The organism is Mycobacterium intermedium, from assembly GCF_002086275.1.
Taxonomy (GTDB): domain Bacteria; phylum Actinomycetota; class Actinomycetes; order Mycobacteriales; family Mycobacteriaceae; genus Mycobacterium; species Mycobacterium intermedium.
The window spans coordinates 17,315-37,441 of record NZ_MVHT01000040.1; the positions used below are offsets into that span (position 1 = coordinate 17,315).

Sequence of the window (20,127 nt, forward strand, 5' to 3'; positions counted from 1 at the left end):
TCACCTCGAGCATATCCGCGAAGCAGGTATTTAGTTAATTTGATTAATACTTAAATGAATGAAATGCTGGATCGATGGGGTGGGATCGTCTCGCGCGAGTGGTGTCAAGTCGCCGCTCGTGGTTGCTGTCGCTGACCCTCTTCGCGATCGGCATCGCGGTGATGCTGATCATCGGGGGCAATAAGGCGGCCAGCCAGGCGCCGGTCGCGCTGCCGGCGGACGCGGAATCGGCCCAGGTCGACGCGTCGGCCGGGCAATTTCAGGGTGGCCGACAAGCTTCCGTCATCCTGGTAGTCAGCCGTGCCGACGGCGCGCCGCTGTCCCCGGCCGACGTGAACGCCGCCACGGACGCGTGCGCCCGCATGCAGACCCGCGCTCAACCGGGCGCGCCGGCACCGCAGCCGCCGCCCATGGTGTCTGCAGACGGCAAAGCCGCGATCGGCATAGTGCCGATCAGCTCCGACGTCTCGGGTCTGGACCTCAGCGATCTTGTGAAAGAGCTGCGCTCCGCAGCAGCTACCGGGCTGCCCGCCGGACTGCAGGCACACGTCACCGGCGGACCGGCTTTCGGCGCCGACATCGCCAACGCCTTCAGCAACGCCAACATCACCTTGCTGGCCGTGACAGCATCGGTGGTGGCCTTGCTGCTCATCGCGACGTATCGATCCCCCGTGCTGTGGCTGGTGCCGCTGTTTGTCATCGGGTTCGCCGATCAGGTTGCCACGTCCGTTGGAACCGTGGTGGCGTCGCTGACGGGCCTGAACTTCGACGGATCCACGGCTGGGATTACCAGCGTGCTGGTGTTCGGCGCTGGAACCAACTATGCGCTGCTATTGATTTCCCGCTATCGGCAAGAACTCGGTGGCCAGGCCGAACACCGGGAGGCGCTGCGACGGGCGGTCCGAAGGGCCGCGCCGGCGATCGTCGCCAGCAATGCCACCGTGGTGCTGGCCCTGCTCACCCTGGTCTTCGCCAGCACCCCCAGCACCCGCAGTTTGGGCGCGCTCGCGGCCTGCGGTCTGGTCGTCGCGGCGGCATCGGTGCTGCTAGTGCTGCCGCCGCTGTTGGCCGTGTGTGGCCGGCGATTGTTCTGGCCGTTCATTCCACGCCAACTCGACGGCGACACGCTGGAATCCGGCTTCTGGCACGGTGTTGCGCAACGGGTGGCCCGCCGCCCGGCGCTGATCGGCGGGATCGCCATCGCCGTGCTGGCCACGTTGGCCACTGGGCTGGTCGGCACCCGCATCGGCCTGTCCCAAACGGAACAATTTCGGGTGCAGGCGGATTCGGTTACCGGTTTCGACGTAGCGGCCGCGCATTTCCCAGCCGGGCTGACCAACCCCACCGTCGTCCTTGCGCCGACCGCACAAGCGGACCGGGTGCGCCAGGCGATCGACGCGACTCCCGGGGTGGTCTCGGCGACCGAGGCGGGTCGCTCCGCAGCGGGACTCACCAAATGGTCAGTGGTAACCGACGCCGCACCCGCCTCCGAACAGGCATTTACAACCATTGCCGCGCTGCGGAATTCGATCAAGGCCGTAACACCAGATGCACTGGTCGGCGGCCCCGACGCGCAGGCGCTGGACGTGCGCGACGCCGCGGCCCACGACCGGGCGCTACTCATTCCGACGATCCTCGCCGTCATCTTGGTCGTGCTCTACGTGCTGCTGCGGTCCGCGCTCGCGCCGCCGACGCTGCTGGCCGCCACGATTCTCGGCGCCCTGGCAGCGCTCGGCATGGGCGCCTGGGCCAGTACGCATCTGTTCGGATTTCCGGCACTGGACAACAGCACTCCGCTGTTCGCCTTCCTGTTCCTGGCCGCCCTCGGTGTGGACTACACCATCTTTCTGGTCGTCCGCGCGCGTGAGGAAGCCGCACTCGTCGGCTCCCGCGCTGGCATGATCCGAGCGGTTTCCGCCACCGGCGGTGTGATCACCAGCGCGGGAATCGTTTTGGCCGCGGTGTTTTGGGTATTGGGAGTATTGCCGCTGATTGTCATGACCCAGTTGGGCGTCATCGTCGGCCTGGGAGTCCTGCTCGACACGTTCGTCGTGCGCACGCTGGTCATCCCGGCATTGTTCGCCCTGATCGGTGACCGCATCTGGTGGCCCACCGATCTCAAATCGGTTGAACGCCAGGCTCAACCGACAAATGGAGGATCTTCTGATGAATAGCAAGACGCTGGCGGCAACGTCGTTGGCCGTCGCCGCGGCGGCGACCGCTGGGAGCATCGCGAGCCCGGGCCGCGGTGGCACCCCTACCTGGTATGCACGTATCCGCAAGCCTTCCTACCAACCGCCCAGTGTCGCCTTTCCGGTGGTCTGGACCACGCTCTACACGGACATCGCGGCCACCTCCACCGTGACGATCGACCGATTTCGCGAGACAGGACGACCGGAGAAGGCGCGCGGCTTCATCACCGCGCTGGGCGTCAACCTGATCCTCAACGCCGGGTGGAGTTGGTTGTTCTTCCGCTACCGCAGACTCGGCGCATCCGCACTCGGTGCCGCGGCGCTCACCGCCAGCAGCGCCGATCTGGTCAAGCGGGCGGCCGAGGCTGACCCCCGGGCCGGCGCGGCGTTGTCGCCGTACGCGCTGTGGTGTGGCTTCGCCACCGTTTTGTCCACCCATATCTGGTTCCTCAATCGCTGAATCATGACCACACTGCTGTGGTTTCGCCGCGACCTCCGGTTGGGTGATCACCCGGCGCTGACGGCCGCAGCCGCTGCCGCCGCCGACGGCGCTCCCGACGAAACCAGCACAGTGCTTGCCTGTTTCGTCGTCGACCCCCGGTTGGAGGCTTCGTCCGGCCAACGGCGGCTGCAGTTCCTGGGCGACGCGCTGCGACAGCTCAACGCGGATCTGGACGGCCGGCTGCTGGTGGTCCGGGGCCGACCCGAACAGCGAATCCCCGAGATCGTCGAGCGGATCGGTGCCTCATCGGTACACATCTCGGCGGACTACGCGCCATTTGGGCGACGACGCGACGAGCGGGTCCGCGAGGCGCTCGACCCGGTGCCCCTGGTCGCGACCGGTTCACCGTATTTGGTCTCCCCCGGCCGCGTCACCAAACCGGACGGCACCCCGTACAAGGTGTTCACGCCATTTTTTGCGCAGTGGCGCGAAGCCGGGTGGCGGCAGCCGGCGAAGGCCGGCCGCGTTCGCTGGCTCGAGCCGTCCGACATCGAGCAATGTGAGATCCCCGATCCCGGAGTCGCCCTCGACGTGACCGCCGGTGAAGCCGCGGCTCTTTCGCAGTGGGCCGCGTTCGTCGACGACGGGCTGCAACGCTACGCCGACGACCGCAACCGTCCCGACCTGCCGGGCACCAGCCGGATGTCGGCACACCTGAAGTTCGGCACGATTCACCCGCGCACCATGGTCAACGACCTGAATCCGCGGCGGCAGGGCGATGCGGCGTACCTGCGAGAGTTAGCGTTTCGCGACTTCTACGCTTCGGTGCTGCACCACTGGCCCGACAGTGCGTGGTGGAACTGGAATCGCGAGTTCGATGCCATCCAAACCGATACCGACGCCGACGCCGAACGGCGTTTCGAAGCCTGGAAGGCGGGTGAAACCGGGTTTCCTCTGGTCGATGCCGGCATGCGCCAGCTGCGCGAGACAGGCTGGCTGCACAACCGGTTGCGCATGGTCGTCGCCTCCTTCCTGGTCAAGGACCTGCACTTGCCCTGGCAGTGGGGCGCACGCTGGTTCCTTGACCAGTTGGTGGACGGTGACCTGGCCAACAACCAGCACGGGTGGCAGTGGACCGCGGGATGCGGCACCGACGCCGCGCCGTATTTTCGGGTGTTCAACCCGGACAGGCAGGGCGAAAAGTTTGACCCGTCAGGCGATTACGTCCGGCGCTGGGTTCCGGAGCTGGCCGACGTCAGTGACGTACGGTTGCGAAAGGGCGATCGGCCCGCAGACTATCCGCGGCCGATCGTCGACCACGCCGCCGAGCGCACCGAAGCTTTGCGCCGCTACCAGGACCTGGGTTAACGCGCCAATAGGATCGGCAACCGCATTTTTGTCGAACCTCTTTTCAGAAGTTTGCTCGGCGTGCAATTATCTCCCCCATTCACGGTTGTCAAAGCCTGCCAGGAGACGTTGTGGCTCATTCGATCGTTCGGACTTTGCTGGTTTCGGTTGCGGCAGCAACGCTGGTAGCTAATGCCGGAGCCTGCTCGGTCTCGACATCGAAATCGGTCAGCCAAGCGGAAGTGTCCGACCAGATTGCCGAGAAGCTGACCGACCCTGAAGGCAATAAGCCGGAGGAGGTGAGCTGTCCCGGAGACCTGGAAGCCAAGGTCGGTGCCCAGCTCAACTGCAAGATGAAGGTCAAGGGCGTCACCTACGACGTCAATGTCACGGTGACCAGCGTCGAGGGCAAGGACGTCAAGTTCGACATGGTCAAGACCCGCGACAAGGACGAGGTCGCCCAGGCCATCAGTGATCAATTGTTGGAGCAGGTTGGCCAGCGACCGGACTCGGTGACCTGCCCCGAAAACTTGAAAGGACTTGAAGGAGCGACCATCCGGTGCCAACTTGTCGACGGCAGCAAGAAGTACGGCATCACGGTGACCGTGACAAATCCGCAAGACATCAGTTTCCGGTACAAGGTCGACGATCACCCAGAGGAGTAGCCGTCGGAGCTGTTGTCTCCGAACGCCTACGGTTCCGGGGGGAGGGAGCGGCAGGTGCGATCCAGCACGCGTGCGTTGACCCTGGCTGTCGTGATTCTGCTGCTGTGCGTCGGTTGCGGCTTCACCCGGCCGACGACAAGGTCGAAACCCGCCGCGCCCTCGACCGAGGCCGCGGTGCAGATCAACGGCGACACCTCCAATCCGGTGAATCAGATTGCGGCCAAAGCGATTGCAGACATCGAAGCCTTCTGGAAAACCGAGTTTCCCAAGTTGTACGGTCGCGAATACACCCCAGTCAAAGGGGGCTTATACGCGGTGGTGCCGTCTTCGGGGAAATTGCCGCCGTGCGCGAGTTCGAAAGCCGACATCGCCGGCAACGCCTTCTATTGTCCTAAGTCCGACGTCGTCGCGTGGGACGCCGAAGGACTCCTGCCCAGCCTACGAAAGCGCTTCGGCGACTTCGTCATACCGGTGGTGCTCGCGCACGAATTCGGGCACGCCATCCAAGCCCGGGCAGAGTTCTCCGGCTTGACGGTGACCAAGGAGATCCAGGCGGACTGTTTCGCCGGAGCGTGGGCGGCGCATGCGATCAATGACAAGACGTTCACTCCCAGCCTCAACGACCAAGACCGCGCGCTGGCAGGTTTCCTGTTCCTGCGCGACGAGCCCGGCACCCAAAAAGACGACCCCCGCGCCCACGGCAGCGGCTTCGACCGGGTCAGCTCCTACCGCACCGGATTCGAAGAGGGGACCCCTAGGTGCAAGGAATACCGGGACGGCGACCCAGTGGTCACCGAGATCCCGTTCAACAGCCTCGTCGACGTGGCCAGCGGGGGCAACGCGCCCTACGAGGACATCATCAACCTGGTGCCCGTCGACCTCGAGGACTACTGGTCAAAGGTGTTCCCGCTCATCGCCGACAAGCCGTGGCAACCGCTGCAGGCGGCACGACCGTTCGATCCGCGGCGGCCACCGGCGTGCGGCGGCGCCCCCGTCACCGAATATGTGCTGTTCTACTGCGTGCCAGAGGATTACGTGGGCTTTGATGCCGTCAAGACGATGCCGGCGATATATGACGAGGCCGGCGATTTCGCGGTGTCCACATTGATCGCCACGCAATACGGGTTGGCGGCCCTGGACCGCTTCGGCCAGGGAAGCAGCGACAAGAACACCTCGCTGCGTGCGGATTGCCTGGCCGGCGCCTGGGCCGCCAACCTGCTGCTCGCAACCCGCGAGACGGCCATCTTCAAGCTCTCCCCCGGTGACCTGGACAAGGCGGTGGCGGCGCTGCTGATCTTCCGGGGCTCCGGCGACGTCCAGCGCCAGGGGCAGGGGGCCGAACGCGTTGACGCCTACCGCGACGGCGTCTATGAGGGCGTCAAGGAGTGCCTGTCGCGCTGAGCGCAACGCCCCGCTAGCGGGCTGCCTTCTTCCGCTCGATATCGGCCAGGGCGGCCGCCAACTCGGCGCGCTGCGCCGCCGACGTCTCCCAGGACAGCTGACGGTTCTTGACCACCTTCGCCGGCGCACCGACCGCGATCGAGAAGTCCGGAATGTTGCCGCGCACCACGGCGTGCGAGCCGAGCACGCAGCCGCGTCCGACCGAGGTGCCCCGGAGGACCGTCACCTTCACCCCGACCCAGGTGTCGGGCCCGATCCGGACCGGGCTCTTGATGATGCCCTGGTCCTTGATCGGGACGTTGATGTCGTCCATGCGGTGGTCGAAGTCGCAGACGTAACACCAGTCGGCCATCAGCGCCGACTCACCGAGCTCGATGTCCAGATAGCAGTTGATGACGTTGTCTCGACCCAGGACCACTTTGTCGCCGAACCGCAGCGAACCCTCGTGCGCCCGAATCGTGTTCTTGTCGCCGATATGCACCCACCGGCCAATCTCGAGCTGCGCCAGTTCTGGTGTGCAGTGGATCTCGACACCCTTACCCAGGAACACCATGCCGCGCGTGATGATGTGCGGATTCTGCAACTTGAATTTCAGCAGCCGCCAATACCGCACCAAGTACCACGGGGTGTATGCGCGGTTTTTCAACACCCACTTCAGGGAGTCCATGGTCAGGAACTTGGCCTGGCGCGGGTCGCGCAACCGCGAACCACGCCAGCGGCGATGCAGCGGCGCACCCCACATGCTCGTCATGACCGGAAAGCCTAGTCGGGTCGCATCGCACGCCAAAAATGGGCGGGCAGAGCATGCGGCCATCCGAGGGAAGCGAGCGTGCACGGGTTACCCTCAGCTGGTACACGTTCGCTGCTTTGGCCGAACCCCGCATCCAGAAAGGTTTTGTAATCCACGGTGCTTGCTCGACGTGTCATTGCGGCGATTTCTGTGGCAATTTCGGGGGCCGTACTCGCGGTGGGGCTCGGCGGATGCGGCAACACCGACTCCTGGGTCGATGCGGCTCCCGCTCAGGGCTGGCCCGCGCAGTACGGCGATGCGGCCAACAGCAGCTACACCGATAGAGCCGGCGCGACCAAGCTCAAGCTGGCCTGGACAAGGTCCGTCAAGGGCAGCCTGGGCGCGCAGCCGGCCCTGAGCGACCGCGGTTACCTCGCCCTCAACGCACAAACTCCCGCCGGATGTTCGCTGATGGAGTGGGAAAACAAGCGCAACGGCCGGCAACGCTGGTGTGTCCGTTTGGTCCAGGGCGGCGGCTTTGCGGGTCCGTTGCTCGACGGCTTCGACAACATGTACGTGGGCCAACCCGGAGCCATCATCGCCTTCCCCGTCACTCAGTGGACGCGCTGGCGTCAGCCCGTCATCGGGCTGCCCTTGACCCCCCGCTTCCTGGGTGGGGGCCAGCTGCTGGTGACCACCCATTTGGGTCAGGTGCTGATTTTCGACGCTCATCGCGGCAAGCTGGCCGGCAGCGCGCTCGACCTGGTGGAGGGCCTGGATCCCAAGGATGCGACCCGCGGGCTGGACGACTGCAGCCAGGCCGGTCCGAACTGCCCGGTGGCGAGCGCGCCGGCATTTTCACCGGCCAGCCAGACGGTGGTGGTCGGTCTGTGGCAGCCAGGCGCGCCGACCGCCGGGCTGGTCGGGCTGAAATACCACCCCGGTCAGAACCCGTCGCTGGTCCGCGAGTGGACCAGCGAGGCCGTCAGCGCGGGCATCCTGGGCAGCCCGGTCCTGTCCGCGGACGGGCAAACCGTGTACGTCAACGGTCGTGATCAGCGCCTCTGGGCAGTACACGCGGCCGACGGCAAGGTGAAGTGGTCGGTGCCGTTGGGGTTCTCCGCTCAAACACCGCCTACGGTCACGCCGAAGGGACTGATCGTCTCCGGCGGCGGGCCAAACACCCGTTTGGCGGCGTTTAGGGACGCCGGTGATCACGCCGACCAGGCCTGGCGACGCGACGACGTCAGCCCGCTGTCGACGTCAAGCCTGGCCAGTGGCGACGCCGGTTACACAGTGGTGGCCGGTCCACCCCGTGACAACGACGACCAGGGCCCCGGGCTGTCCCTGTTGGTCTTCGACCCGGACAGCGGCCGCACGCTCAATACATATCCGCTGCCCGAGGCCACCGGCTACCCGGTGGGAGTGGCGATCGGCACCGATCGGCGGGTGGTGACCGCGACCAGCGACGGCCAGGTTTACAGCTTCGCGCCGGCCTAGAGGCGATCGGAGGGCGGTCCGAGCCGACCGGCTAGATCGCCAGCGGCGGGATCGCGCTGCGGGGCACCCCGACCTGTGTCGGACCGGCGAACGAAGGCAGCAACTCGCCCGGAGCGAAGTAGAAAATCAACTGGTCGTCGGTGATGGCGAAATTCTGGTAGTTGGTCGAGTCGTGGCCCGCGCCGGGCGATATCGCCAGAGCCAGCGTGCTCTGGCGCTCCAGCTCGCGCTGGACGATCGGGAAGATGGCGTCCAGTGGGTTTGTGTTGGGCGCAAACAGCGTGTCGAAGGTAATCGGCTGCTTGGTGCCGAGGTTGTAGTTGAAGGTCTTGTACCAGGTCGACGGGTGCGTCCCGCCCAGGTCTTGGAAGAACTTGAGCACCACGCTCCGGGTGCGCGGCGGCTGGCCGGACGTGTGCTGTTCGGTGGTGGCCTCCATCTGGTACGGCTGGTCGCGCCTTCCCGAGCCCTGTGCGACGTTGACGAAGCCGTCCCGGTTCTGCGTGACGTAGTCGGTCAGCGCTTGCTGATCGGGATAGTCGACGGGAAACGTCAGGTCCAACGTGTAGGCGGTGGTCGACGCGCGCACGTGGCAGAGCTGCGCCGAGTCGACGGTACCGCCCAGGCTCGCGCACGACGGGGGCGCCGCGGCCGCCGGCCAGCTCAGCAGGGCCGCGGCCGCCACCGTGGCGGCCGCTATCACAAAACGCATCGTCGATTGTCCTCGCAGAAGAGACTTGGTGGCGTTGGCGTCACCCAATAGGTAATCGCGCTCAGCGTACCTGGGCGTTACCGGGAGGGACAGCAAACGAAAGCCACTGCGTGACTGGCTGTCCCGGAACCGAAGCGGGTGATAACCAACGACAGCGGCCGGCTGCCGCGCAACCGCAGCCGTCGTCGCAGCACATCCGGGTCGACCCGGACGCCGCGGACCAGTATTTCCAATGCCCCGCAGTCCATCGCGGTCAGCGCCTGGCGCAACCGGCGCTCATCGAACGGCAGCCGCTCGAGCACCTCGAAGCCCCGCACCGAGGCAGGAAGCCGATCACCGGACAGGTAGGCGATGTCGGGGTCGAGCTGCCAGAGGCCATGGCGGGTGGCGTACTGCCGGACCAGACCGGCACGGACGATGGCCCCGTCGGGATCGACGATCCAACGCCCGGCCGGACGCACTGGGCAGTCATCGGGATCGGAGTCGGTGACTTCCTCGCCGCTGTCGAGCACGCTCGCCCGTCGGCGGACACCGGGGTCGGCCAGGCCCGCCGTCCACAGACAAGCCTCACGCACCGAGCCGCGGTAGGACGTCAGCTCGATCTCGCCGTCGAACCCGAGTCGCTGCACCTGCTCGAAATCGATTCCAGGAGAACACTTTACGACCAGATCGCGGCCGTGATAGGTATCCAGCAGGGCACCGAGCGGGGGCTGGTAGTCATCGAGACTGAATCGTCGGCGGCCGCCGCTGCGGCGCGCCGGGTCGACGACGACGACCGCGTCTCGCGTCACCGGGTGCAGCGCGTCGGCGCGGCACAGCGCGGCGGTGGGACCGAGGTTGTGGCGCGCCATCGCCAACCGCACCGGATCGATGTCGCTGCCGACCACGCGGGCCGCCGTCTCCCGCAGTGCCGCTACTTCAGTGCCGATCGAACACGTCGCGTCGTGGACGACGCGACCGGCCAGTCTGCGGGCCCTGCGCTCTGCCACCTCGCGGGTGGTGGCCTGCTGCAGCGCCTCTTCGGTGAACAGCCACTGCAGGGCGCGATCGCCCAGCTTCTCGCGCGCCCGCCGACGCAGCAACGTGGTCTCGATGAGGACCGGCGTCCGCGCTCCGAACCGGGCGCGCACCGCCGCGACATCGGCGACGCGTGTCGCGTCGGTCAGTGCGTATTCGGCGACGGCCCGCAGCGCCGCCGCACCGGCTGGCGACCGCAGGAAGACGACGTCGTCGGTGCTGAAGGTAAGACCGGCGGCACCGCTGTTCAGGAGGGCTTGACCCCGGTGACCATCACGTTGTAGAACCAGCCCTTCGGGGCGACGTGCCGCCAGATGTTGGCGTCCACCCAGCTCAGGGCCTTCCAGCCGGTGAAGGCGAACTTCGCCCAGCCCCAGCCCAACCGTCCGGGCGGCACCGATGCTTCGAACGTGCGCACCGGCCAACCGAACATCGCGGCGGTGAACTCCTCGCTGGCCGTACGCACCTCGATTGCACCGGCATTGGTGGCCATTCGCTCCAGATCGCCCGGCCTGAACGTGTGCAGGTCGACGATCGCCTCGAGTGCCGCGGCGCGCGAGGACTCGTCGAGTTCGGCTTGCGGGCGCCGCCAACTACCCAAACCGGGCAGCTTGGTGACGTTGGTGGCGACGCGCCAGGTCAGGGTGGACAACGTGCGTGCGTATTCGTTGCCGACGGTCGTGGGCTCCCCGGCGAACACGAACCGGCCGCCGGGCTTGAGGACCCGAATCACCTCCCGCAGCGACAGTTCGACGTCGGGGATGTGGTGCAGCACGGCGTGCCCCACCACCAGGTCGAAGGTGTTGTCGTCGTACGGGATGCCTTCGGCGTCGGCGACCCGTCCGTCGATGTCGAGCCCCAACGATTGCCCGTTGCGAGTGGCGACCTTGACCATCCCGGGCGAAAGGTCGGTGACCGAGCCGCGCCGGGCCACCCCCGCCTGGACCAGGTTGAGCAGGAAGAACCCGGTGCCGCAGCCCAGCTCCAGCGCGCGGTCGTAGGGCAGTTGACGCAGGACTTCGTCGGGAACGATGGCGTCGAACCGGCCGCGGGCATAGTCGACGCAGCGCTGGTCGTAGGAGATCGACCATTTGTCGTCGTAGCTCTCGGCCTCCCAGTCGTGGTACAGCACCTGCGCGAGCTTGGTGTCATGGCGCGCGGCTTCCACCTGTTCCGCGGTGGCGTGCGGATTGGGAACGGCGTCAGCGGGGATTTCCGTACTCCTCGTCATGCAGGGCAGCCTAACGGCTGTCCCGGTCCTCCCGCTTGGCCCCTTCCTGACCAGCGGCGAACACCTCGACATAGCGGCGACGTTCGGCGGCGCGCACCTCGTCGGCTGTGGCGGCACCGTCCTCGAAAACGGCATTGATCCCAGCCTTGGCGGCGGCCAGCGCGTACGGCGGGCCGTCCAGAAAGCGGCGCGCCCAGGTGGCCGCGGCGTCGTAGACGTCGTCGGGAGCGACCATGTCATCGATCAGGCCCAGGGCCAGCGCTTCTTCGGCGTCGAAGAAGCGTCCACTGAACACCAGTTCCTTGGCCCTGCTGGCGCCCGTGACGTGGGCGAGTCGCGCCATCCCGCCGCCACTGGGAATCAGGCCGGCCAGGATCTCGGTCGCGCCGAACTTCACGTTGTCGCCGCTGACCCGCCAGTCGGCCGCGAGCGCAAGCGTGAGCCCGGCGCCCAGTGCATAGCCGGTGATCGCGGCCACGGTCGGTTTCCCGATCGCCGCCACGGCGTCGATCGCCTCGCGCCGCACCCGCGCCGCGGTGTCGGCCTCCTGAGGCGTCAGTGTCCGCAGTTCGGGCATGTCGTCGCCGGCGGAGAAGATCTCGTGGCCACCGAACAGAATGACCGCGGCGACGTCGTCGCGGCGACCGAGCTCGTCTGCCGCGGCGATGATTTCGCGGTACACCTGGCGGGTCATCGCATTGGTCGGCGGACGCGACAACAGCAGCATCGCCAGGCCCGCATCTTGCGAACCGTCGCTGACCACGACACTGACGAACTCGCTCACCGGGTGTTCTCTTTCGCGTTCACTGGCGCGCTCACTGGCGCGCTCAAAAGGGCCAGTCCAAGGATCCGCCGGCCTGCCGCGCCCGGTGGTAGCGGTCGGAGTCGAAAAACTCGAAGACCCAGTTGTCGCCCCGCTTCTCCAACAGCGGCTGCACGGTCACGATCTGACGTTCGACGGCCAACACATCGGCGACACGCCGACCGGCCAGCGAATCCAGCTGGGTCCAGGTCGGCGGCAGCAGGACGTTGCGGCCCGCCTCGAAGTCGTCGATGGCGTCCTGCGGCAAGGCCCACCCGGACTGGTCGGATTCGGTGTTGTCGCCGTCGGCGCGCTGTCCTTCCGGCAACGCCGCCACGAAGAAGTAGGTGTCGTAGCGGCGGGTGCGTTCGGCTTCCGGGGTGACCCAGTTGGCCCACGGGCGCAGCAGGTCGGTACGCAACACCAGATTTTCGGTGCGCAGGAAATCCGCGAACGACAGCGTCCGGTCGTCCAGGGCGCGCCGCGCGTCGTGGTAGACCGAGGCGTCGCCGACGATGGTGTCGGGGTCGTCGGCGGGGCCGGCGAACAACACCCCGGACTCCTCGAAGGTTTCCCTGACGGCGGCGCACACCAGCGCCTCGGCGAGGTCGGTCTCGACGCCGAAGCGCTGCGCCCACCACTGCGGCGGCGGCCCTGCCCAGGCGCCTTGCCCCTGCAAGTCGGCGTTGCGGTCCCGGTCGTCGACGCCGCCGCCCGGGAACACGATCACCCCGGGCGCGAACTCCATCTTCGAGTGGCGACGCATCAGGAAGATTTTCAGGCCCGCGGATGTGTCGCGGATCAGCATCACGGTCGCCGCCGGCCGGGCCGGCAGCGGCTCGGGTGTGGTCATGACTGCCTCCGGTGGGCTGCGCGGGTACGAACCCGCCGAGCGAAGTAGCGTCCGTCGACCACCTCGAGCGCGATCCGTTGACCGAACGCCGCAGACAGATTCTCGGCGGTCAGCACGTCGGGCAACAAGCCCGACGCCACCACTTGCCCCTCGGACAACAGCAGGCAGTGGGTGAAGCCCGGCGGCACCTCCTCCACGTGATGGGTGACCAGCACCAGTGCGGGCGCATCGGGGTCGGCCGCCAGGTCGGCCAGCCGCGCCACCAGTTCCTCGCGGCCACCCAGATCCAGGCCCGCCGCCGGTTCGTCGAGCAACAGCAGTTCCGGATCGGTCATCAAGGCACGAGCGATCAGGACTCGTTTGCGCTCACCCTCCGACAGCGTCCCGTAGCTGCGGTCCGCGAGGTGTTCGGCGCCAAGGCTTTCCAGCATGTCGATCGCGCGACGGTAATCGAGGTCCTCGTAGTGCTCGCGCCACCGGCCCAGCACCGAGTAGCCAGCCGACACAACCAGGTCGCGTACCACTTCGTTGTCGGGCACCCGCTGGGCCAGAGCCGCGGAGCTCAGCCCGATCCGGGACCGAAGCTCGGTGACGTCGACCCGGCCGAGCCGCTCCCCCAGCACGAACGCGATCCCCGACGATGGGTGCTCGGCGGCCGCGGCGATCTTGAGCAACGACGTCTTTCCGGCACCGTTGGGCCCGATGATCACCCAGCGTTCGTCCAGTTCGACGGCCCAGTCCACGGGCCCGACGAGGGTGCGACCGTCGCGGCGCAGTGAGACGTTTCGGAAGTCGATCAGCAGGTCGGGATCGGCCTCTAAAAAGCCAGTGTCAGGCACCCGACCATCGTGCCGTATGCCTGCCGGGCAGACGCAAAAGCCCCCGTCTCATCCCGAAAATTGGAGCTTTCGCTCTGCTTGGCGGGCTAGTCGGCCGGGATCTCGACGCGCCGGAGCGTGCCGTCGGCGGCGTCGGCGGCCTCGATCTCGCCGCGCGTCACTCCGAGCAGGAACAGCACCGTGTCCAGGTATGGGTGGCTGAGGGACGCATCGGCGACCTCGCGCAGCGCAGGCTTGGCGTTGAACGCGATGCCGAGTCCAGCTGCCGCGAGCATGTCGATGTCGTTGGCGCCGTCACCTACCGCGACGGTCTGCTCCATCGGTACCCCGTACTGGTCGGCAAACGCGCGCAGCGCCTTGGCCTTCCCCGGCCGGTCGACGATCGGTCCGAGCACCCGCCCGGTCAAGATCCCGTCCACAATTTCCAGCTCATTGGCGGCGACGAAGTCCAACATCAGGTCGCGGGCCAGTGGTTCGATGATTCGCCGGAAGCCACCCGAGACTACGCCGCAGCGAAAACCCAAGCGACGCAACGTTCTTATCGTGGTGCGGGCACCCGGCATCAATTCGAGCTGCGCGGCGACGTCGTCGATCACCGTGGCCGGCAACCCGGCCAGGGTGGCCACCCGCTGTTCGAGCGACTCGGCGAAATCCAGCTCACCGCGCATGGCGGCTTCGGTGATCGCGGCGACGGTTCCCTGCGCTCCGGCCCGCGCGGCCAGCATTTCGATGACCTCGCCCTGGACCAGCGTCGAATCGACGTCGAACACGATGAGCCGCTTGGTCCGCCACGCCAGGCCGTAGTCGGCGACGGCCACGTCGACATGCTGGTCGACGGCCACCTTCGTCAGCGCGGTCTGCAGTTCGCCGGCGACGTCCGGCGGCCCTGAAACGCGCAATTCGAGGCCGGTGACCGGGTAGTCGGAGATGCCGCGGATGAAGTCGATGTTGACGCCCAGGCCGGCGACCTCCTTGGCCACCGCGGCGAACGCCTCGGCAGTGATCGGCCGGCCCAGCAGAAAGATGGTGTGGGTCGACGGCTTTTGAATGATCGGCAGGTCGTCGCTGCGCTCGATCGCGACCTCAAGGCCGACGCCGTGGATGGCAGCCGTGACCTCCTCGCTCAACGCTTCGCCCTCGGCAACGTCGCGGGGGCACGACACCAGCACGCCGAGCGTCAGCCGACCCCGGATCACGACCTGCTCGACGTTGAGAAGCTCGACGCCGTGCCGGGCGAGGACCGCGAAGAGCGCAGACGTCACGCCCGGTTGATCGACACCGGTGACGGTGATGAGCACCGATACCTTGGGCGAAGCGCTCACCCCAGGTTGCCGTCGCTACTGATCACTGGTCGAGCGATCGGCCTCAGTCCGCGGGCCCAATCCCTTCGGCGACTCGCCGACCGTGGCGTGGCGCCCAATGTGGGCCTCGGCGCGCATCCGCTCAACCATGTGCGGATAGTGCAACTCGAACGCCGGACGCTCCGAGCGGATGCGGGGCAGCTCGGTGAAGTTGTGCCGCGGCGGCGGGCAACTGGTGGCCCACTCCAAGGAGTTGCCGTAGCCCCATGGGTCGTCGACGGTCACCACCTCGCCGTAACGCCAGCTCTTGAAGACATTCCAGACGAACGGCAGCATCGACGCGCCCAGGATGAAGGCGCCGATGGTCGAGACGACGTTGTAGCTCTGGAAGCCGTCGGATGCCAGGTAGTCGGCGTAACGACGGGGCATGCCCAGGTCGCCAACCCAGTGCTGCACCAGGAACGTGGTGTGGAAACCGATGAACGTCAACCAGAAGTGGACCTTGCCCAGCCGCTCGTCGAGCAGCCGACCGGTCATCTTGGGGAACCAGAAGTAGATGCCGGCGTAGGTGGCGAACACGATGGTGCCGAACAACACGTAGTGGAAGTGTGCGACCACGAAGTAGCTGTCGGTCACGTGGAAGTCCAGCGGCGGGCTGGCCAGCAACACGCCGGTCAGGCCGCCCAGCAGGAAGGTGACCATGAAGCCGACCGAAAACAGCATCGGCGTCTCAAACGTCAACTGGCCCTTCCACATAGTGCCGATCCAGTTGAAGAACTTGATCCCGGTGGGCACGGCGATCAGGTACGTCATGAACGAGAAGAACGGCAGCAGGACGGCTCCGGTCGCGAACATGTGGTGCGCCCACACCGCCACCGACAGCGCGGCGATCGACAGCGTCGCGTACACCAGCGTGGTGTAGCCGAAGATCGGCTTGCGGGAGAACACCGGGAAGATCTCGGAGACGATCCCGAAGAACGGCAGCGCGATGATGTACACCTCGGGGTGGCCGAAGAACCAGAACAGGTGCTGCCACAACAGGACGCCGCCGTTGGCCGAGTCGTAGATGTGTGCCCCCAGGTGCCGGTCGGCGGCCAGGCCGAACAGCGCCGCGGTGAGCAGCGGGAAGGCGATCAGCACCAGGATGGACGTCACCAAGATGTTCCAGGTGAAGATCGGCATCCGGAACATCGTCATCCCCGGTGCGCGCATGCAGACCACCGTCGTGATCATGTTGACCGCGCCCAGGATGGTGCCCAGACCGGCGACGATCAGACCCATGATCCACAGGTCACCACCGGCGCCCGGCGAGTGGATGGCGTCGGTCAGCGGGGTGTAAGCGGTCCAGCCGAAGTCGGCGGCGCCGCCGGGCGTGATGAAGCCGGCGGCCCCGACCAGGGCGCCGAACAAGAACAGCCAGAAGGAGAAGGCGTTCAGCCGCGGGAAGGCCACGTCGGGTGCACCGATCTGCAGCGGCAGCACCAGATTGGCGAAACCGAACACGATCGGGGTCGCATAGAACAGCAACATGATCGTGCCGTGCATGGTGAACAGCTGGTTGAACTGCTCATTGGACAAGAACTGCAGACCAGGGACCGCCAACTCGGTCCGCATCAACAGCGCAAGCAACCCGCCCAGCAAGAAGAAGGCGAAGCAGGTGACGCAGTACATGATGCCGATCAGCTTGTGATCGGTGGTCGTGATCAGTTTGTAGATCAGGTTCCCTTTGGGGCCGGTCCGGGCCGGGTAGGGACGAGTGGCCTCGAGTTCTCCCAAGGGGGGCGCTTCGGCTGTCAACAGCTCCTCCAAACATCCAGCACGGACATCTACCCGAACAAAGCCCGAAAACCGGTTTCGCTTCAGAAACCACTAATGCCACGAATCTTAGCCCGCGATCATGTCGGCGGAAGGGCTGGTCCTACAAACTGTCGTAATTGGTGCTCACGACGCGGTCGTGACCGCGTTGCCACCGCGAAACCGGGCGCCGCAGCAGGGCACTCAGCGGCGCGGGCGCCCGCGCAACGCCGCGCCGCGCTCCTGGCCGGTGGCCCGGGCCTGAGCTGGCCGGATGTTACCGTCGGACGCGTGTTATCCGGCCGGACGCGAGGGGTTGTCGCCCTCCTAGCAGCGGCCACGGTCATGTGCAGCGGCTGCGGATCCAAACAACCCGCCCCCGGGGCGTCACCCTCACTACCCACCCCCACCACCCAGATCGCGGGGGCCGGCGTGTTGGGCAACGACCGCAAACCCGACGAATCCTGCGCGAAGGAACCCGCCGCGCCCGACCCCGGAGCGCCCACCAGACCAGCGCACAACGCCGCCGGTGTCACCCCCGAGGTGGTCGAGGTTCCCGCCGAGCCGCAACGCATCGTGGTGCTTTCCGGTGATCAACTCGACGGTCTGTGCGCCCTCGGCCTGCAATCGCGCGTGGTCGGCGCCGCGTTGCCGGACGGTTCCCCGGCCCAGCCCGCGTACCTCGGCGACGCGATCCACGGCGTGCCCGGTGTCGGCACCCGAAGCAATCCGGACCTCAATGCCATCGCCGCGGCACACCCCGACCTGATCTTGGGCTCGCAGGGCCTGACGCCACAGCTGTACCCGCAGCTGGCGGACATCGCGCCGACGGTGTTCACGGGCCCGCCCGGCGCGGCGTGGGAAGCCAACCTGCGCGGCGTCGGCGCTGCGACCGCTCGCGCCGCCGCGATGGAAGAGTTGCTCAAGGGGTTCACGCAACGAGCCACCGACGTCGGAACCAAGCGCGACGCAACCCACTTCCAGGCCTCCATCGTCCAGCTGACCGACGCCACCATGCGGGTCTACGGCGCCAACAACTTCCCGGCCAGCGTGCTCACCGCGGTCGGCGTAGACCGGCCGGCGTCGCAACGCTTCACCGACAAGCCCTACATCGAGTTCGCCACCTCGGACGCCGACCTCGACAAGAATCCGGACTTCTCCGCGGCCGACGCCGACATCATTTATGTGTCCTGCTCGACGCCGGCCGCCGCGGACCGCGCCGCCGTGATTTTGGACAGCGGCCCGTGGCGCAAACTGTCGGCCACGCACGACAACCGGGTCTTCGTGGTCAACAACGAGGTCTGGCAGGCCGGGCAGGGGTTGGTCGCGGCGCGCGGCATCGTCAACGACCTGCGCTGGATCAACGCACCGATCAACTAGACGGAGCCGTCCACTAAGCGGCAGTGCGTCCAGTCTCACACCTGCGCGGATGGCCCGCAGGCCGTTACCTTAGCTAAGCTTTTTGCGAGAACCAGAGTCAGAGATTAAGAGGGGTGCCATGAGCACTGTTTCCGCGTATGCAGCCACGTCAGCCACCGAGCCGCTAACCAAGACCACAATCAATCGCCGCGACCCCGGACCGCGCGACGTGGCGATCGACATCAAATTCGCCGGCATCTGCCACTCCGACATCCACACCGTCAAGGCCGAGTGGGGTGTGCCGAACTATCCCGTCGTCCCGGGCCACGAAATCGCGGGCGTCGTAACCGCCGTCGGCTCCGACGTGACGAAGTACAAGGTCGGCGACCACGTCGGCGTGGGCTGCATGGTGAACTCTTGCCGCGAATGCAGCAGCTGTAAGGCCGGGCTCGAGCAGTACTGCAAGAAGGGCCCGATCTTCACCTACAACTCGATCGACCGGGACGGCACGCCGACCTACGGCGGCTACAGCCAGGCCGTCGTGGTGGACGAGGACTTCGTCGTTCGAATCCCCGACTCCCTGCCGCTGGACAAAGCCGCGCCGCTGCTGTGCGCCGGCATCACCCTGTACTCTCCGCTGCGGCACTGGAAGGCCGGGCCGGGCACGCGGCTGGCCATCATCGGCCTGGGCGGCCTGGGCCACGTGGGTGTCAAGCTGGGCAAGGCCATGGGCGCCGAGGTCAGTGTGCTGTCGCAGTCGCTGAAGAAGATGGAAGACGGATTGCGCCTGGGAGCGACCGGTTACTACGCGACCTCAGATCCCGCCACCTTCAAGAAGCTGCGCAGCAGTTTCGACCTGATCCTCAACACCGTGTCGGCCAACCTCGATCTGGGCAAGTACCTCAACCTGCTCGACGTCGACGGCACCCTGGTGGAACTCGGCATCCCGGAGCACCCCATGCCGGTTCCGGCATTCGGGTTGGCCCTGGCGCGGCGCAGTCTGTCCGGGTCGAACATCGGTGGGATCGCCGAGACGCAGGAGATGCTGAACTTCTGCGCCGAGCACGGCGTCACGCCCGAAATCGAAGTCATCGCACCGGATTACGTCAACGAGGCGTACGAGCGGGTGCTGGCCAGCGACGTGCGCTACCGCTTCGTCATCGACATCTCAGCCATGTGAGCCCGGTGAGGCGTGTGAGGCGGCCGCTTCGGCGGCCTCTCCGTCCACATCGGTGGCGTCGACCTCGCTGACGTCGACACCGGCCAACGGCCAGCCGGCGGCGGCCAGCCTGCCGGCCACGCGGGCGATGTTCTCCCCGCCGGGGTCGCGGTTGGTCGTTTCGGTGATGAATTCGGCGATCTCGTCGCGGTCGATCACGCCGTCGGCGGTGGCCGGCGAACCGGGGGCGGTGATGTGCTGCACCACCTCGCGGAGCTGGTCCTCGGTCAACGGGGTGCTGCGCAGCAGCGCGAGCAGCGGAACCCGGTCGGGCCCTGGGACGCCGTCGGGGTAGCTGACCTGTAGCCACCGCAGCACTGCCTTGAAAAACGCGGCCGGAGAGAAGGTCGGTTTCGCCAGTTTGGTCACGCCCTCAGTGTCACGGTCGGGTGCGCGCGCCGCTACTGTGGCCGACGCGCCGTCGGCGACAATTCACACGCCGTTCACGGCTTGGCACGTGCCGGTTTAGCAGCGCTCAATGCGGCAGCGTCTGTGGCCGCGCGTTGCGGGCGTCGCCGGGCTTGATGACCTGGAAGCTGAAGTACCAGAGATCGGTCGCCTTCATGTGGACGACGTCGTCGACGTGGACATCGAAGGCTTCCTCATTGGCTGCGACCTCAGAGCGCGCCCTCTCCTCTGCTCGCTGCAGCATCGCGTGCTGATCTGCATTGGCGTGGCTGCGGATCCGGAAACGGCGAATCTCGGGCTGCGAAACCGTCATGG

Annotated in this window: 19 protein-coding genes; 8 read left to right on the forward strand and 11 right to left on the reverse strand. The window is 66.7% G+C overall.

The features are described from left to right. Window positions 1-74: 74 nt before the first annotated feature. The 5 genes from BST27_RS15545 (at window position 75) to BST27_RS15565 (ending at window position 6,047) form a co-directional block, all read left to right on the forward strand. Window positions 75-2,174 carry an MMPL family transporter gene (locus tag BST27_RS15545; protein WP_069421410.1) on the forward strand — a complete coding sequence of 700 codons (2,100 nt, stop codon included), beginning with the start codon at window positions 75-77 and terminating at the stop codon, window positions 2,172-2,174. Further along, window positions 2,167-2,652, forward strand: coding sequence for a TspO/MBR family protein (locus BST27_RS15550; protein WP_069421409.1), 486 nt, complete (start codon window positions 2,167-2,169; stop codon window positions 2,650-2,652). Before BST27_RS15545 ends, BST27_RS15550 begins: the two co-directional genes overlap by 8 nt. 3 nt (window positions 2,653-2,655) lie before the next feature. Further along, window positions 2,656-4,002, forward strand: a complete 1,347-nt coding sequence (locus BST27_RS15555) for a cryptochrome/photolyase family protein (protein WP_069421408.1) — start codon at window positions 2,656-2,658, stop codon at window positions 4,000-4,002. 110 nt (window positions 4,003-4,112) lie between these two features. Continuing rightward, a complete protein-coding gene (locus BST27_RS15560; RefSeq protein ID WP_069421407.1) occupies window positions 4,113-4,646 on the forward strand; it encodes an anti-apoptotic protein in 534 nt (177 codons plus the stop codon). 12 nt (window positions 4,647-4,658) lie between these two features. Next, a complete protein-coding gene (locus tag BST27_RS15565) occupies window positions 4,659-6,047 on the forward strand; it encodes a neutral zinc metallopeptidase (protein ID WP_079220050.1) in 1,389 nt (462 codons plus the stop codon). A gap of 13 nt (window positions 6,048-6,060) precedes the next feature. On the opposite strand, the gene BST27_RS15570 is transcribed toward BST27_RS15565, so the two are convergent. Next, complete coding sequence (locus tag BST27_RS15570; protein ID WP_069421405.1) at window positions 6,061-6,798, reverse strand: acyltransferase; 738 nt, start codon at window positions 6,796-6,798, stop codon at window positions 6,061-6,063. A gap of 195 nt (window positions 6,799-6,993) precedes the next feature. On the opposite strand from BST27_RS15570, the gene BST27_RS15575 reads away from it, so the two are divergent. Beyond that, window positions 6,994-8,277 carry a PQQ-binding-like beta-propeller repeat protein gene (locus BST27_RS15575; protein WP_308205965.1) on the forward strand — a complete coding sequence of 428 codons (1,284 nt, stop codon included), beginning with the start codon at window positions 6,994-6,996 and terminating at the stop codon, window positions 8,275-8,277. Between the two features lie 31 nt (window positions 8,278-8,308). Here BST27_RS15575 and BST27_RS15580 read toward each other — a convergent pair whose 3' ends face one another. The 8 genes from BST27_RS15580 to ctaD form a co-directional block, all read right to left on the reverse strand. Then, on the reverse strand, window positions 8,309-8,989 hold the full coding sequence (locus tag BST27_RS15580; RefSeq protein WP_069421403.1) for an esterase: 681 nt from the start codon (window positions 8,987-8,989) through the stop codon (window positions 8,309-8,311). Window positions 8,990-9,066: 77 nt separating this feature from the next. Next, window positions 9,067-10,257 carry a class I SAM-dependent methyltransferase gene (locus BST27_RS15585; RefSeq protein WP_232007401.1) on the reverse strand — a complete coding sequence of 397 codons (1,191 nt, stop codon included), beginning with the start codon at window positions 10,255-10,257 and terminating at the stop codon, window positions 9,067-9,069. After that, on the reverse strand, window positions 10,254-11,237 hold the full coding sequence (locus tag BST27_RS15590; RefSeq protein ID WP_069421401.1) for a class I SAM-dependent methyltransferase: 984 nt from the start codon (window positions 11,235-11,237) through the stop codon (window positions 10,254-10,256). The genes BST27_RS15585 and BST27_RS15590 overlap by 4 nt, the downstream gene beginning before the upstream one ends. Window positions 11,238-11,247: 10 nt before the next feature. Beyond that, window positions 11,248-12,021 carry an enoyl-CoA hydratase gene (locus BST27_RS15595; protein WP_069421400.1) on the reverse strand — a complete coding sequence of 258 codons (774 nt, stop codon included), beginning with the start codon at window positions 12,019-12,021 and terminating at the stop codon, window positions 11,248-11,250. Between the two features lie 43 nt (window positions 12,022-12,064). Then, window positions 12,065-12,892, reverse strand: a complete 828-nt coding sequence (locus tag BST27_RS15600) for an NUDIX hydrolase (RefSeq protein WP_069421399.1) — start codon at window positions 12,890-12,892, stop codon at window positions 12,065-12,067. Beyond that, the gene (locus BST27_RS15605; RefSeq protein WP_069421398.1) at window positions 12,889-13,749 is read right to left on the reverse strand and encodes an ABC transporter ATP-binding protein; all 861 of its coding nucleotides are present in this window, start codon (window positions 13,747-13,749) and stop codon (window positions 12,889-12,891) included. Before BST27_RS15605 ends, BST27_RS15600 begins: the two co-directional genes overlap by 4 nt. 68 nt (window positions 13,750-13,817) lie before the next feature. Beyond that, window positions 13,818-15,053: a phosphoserine phosphatase SerB gene (gene serB, locus BST27_RS15610; protein WP_069421397.1), complete on the reverse strand. Its 1,236-nt coding sequence runs from the start codon at window positions 15,051-15,053 to the stop codon at window positions 13,818-13,820. Between the two features lie 15 nt (window positions 15,054-15,068). After that, window positions 15,069-16,829: an aa3-type cytochrome oxidase subunit I gene (ctaD, locus tag BST27_RS15615; RefSeq protein ID WP_069421431.1), complete on the reverse strand. Its 1,761-nt coding sequence runs from the start codon at window positions 16,827-16,829 to the stop codon at window positions 15,069-15,071. A 342-nt stretch (window positions 16,830-17,171) separates the two neighbouring features. Between ctaD and BST27_RS15620 the strand changes: the two genes are divergently transcribed. Together BST27_RS15620 and BST27_RS15625 are read left to right on the forward strand one after the other, a co-directional pair. After that, a complete protein-coding gene (locus BST27_RS15620) occupies window positions 17,172-18,206 on the forward strand; it encodes an iron-siderophore ABC transporter substrate-binding protein (RefSeq protein ID WP_069421396.1) in 1,035 nt (344 codons plus the stop codon). 118 nt (window positions 18,207-18,324) lie between these two features. After that, complete coding sequence (locus tag BST27_RS15625) at window positions 18,325-19,365, forward strand: NAD(P)-dependent alcohol dehydrogenase (RefSeq protein WP_069421395.1); 1,041 nt, start codon at window positions 18,325-18,327, stop codon at window positions 19,363-19,365. Here the strand turns inward: BST27_RS15625 and BST27_RS15630 are convergent. After that, complete coding sequence (locus BST27_RS15630) at window positions 19,354-19,722, reverse strand: DUF3349 domain-containing protein (RefSeq protein ID WP_069421430.1); 369 nt, start codon at window positions 19,720-19,722, stop codon at window positions 19,354-19,356. The genes BST27_RS15625 and BST27_RS15630 overlap by 12 nt on opposite strands. Window positions 19,723-19,879: 157 nt before the next feature. Next, on the reverse strand, window positions 19,880-20,125 hold the full coding sequence (locus BST27_RS15635) for a hypothetical protein (RefSeq protein ID WP_069421394.1): 246 nt from the start codon (window positions 20,123-20,125) through the stop codon (window positions 19,880-19,882). Window positions 20,126-20,127: the final 2 nt, after the last annotated feature.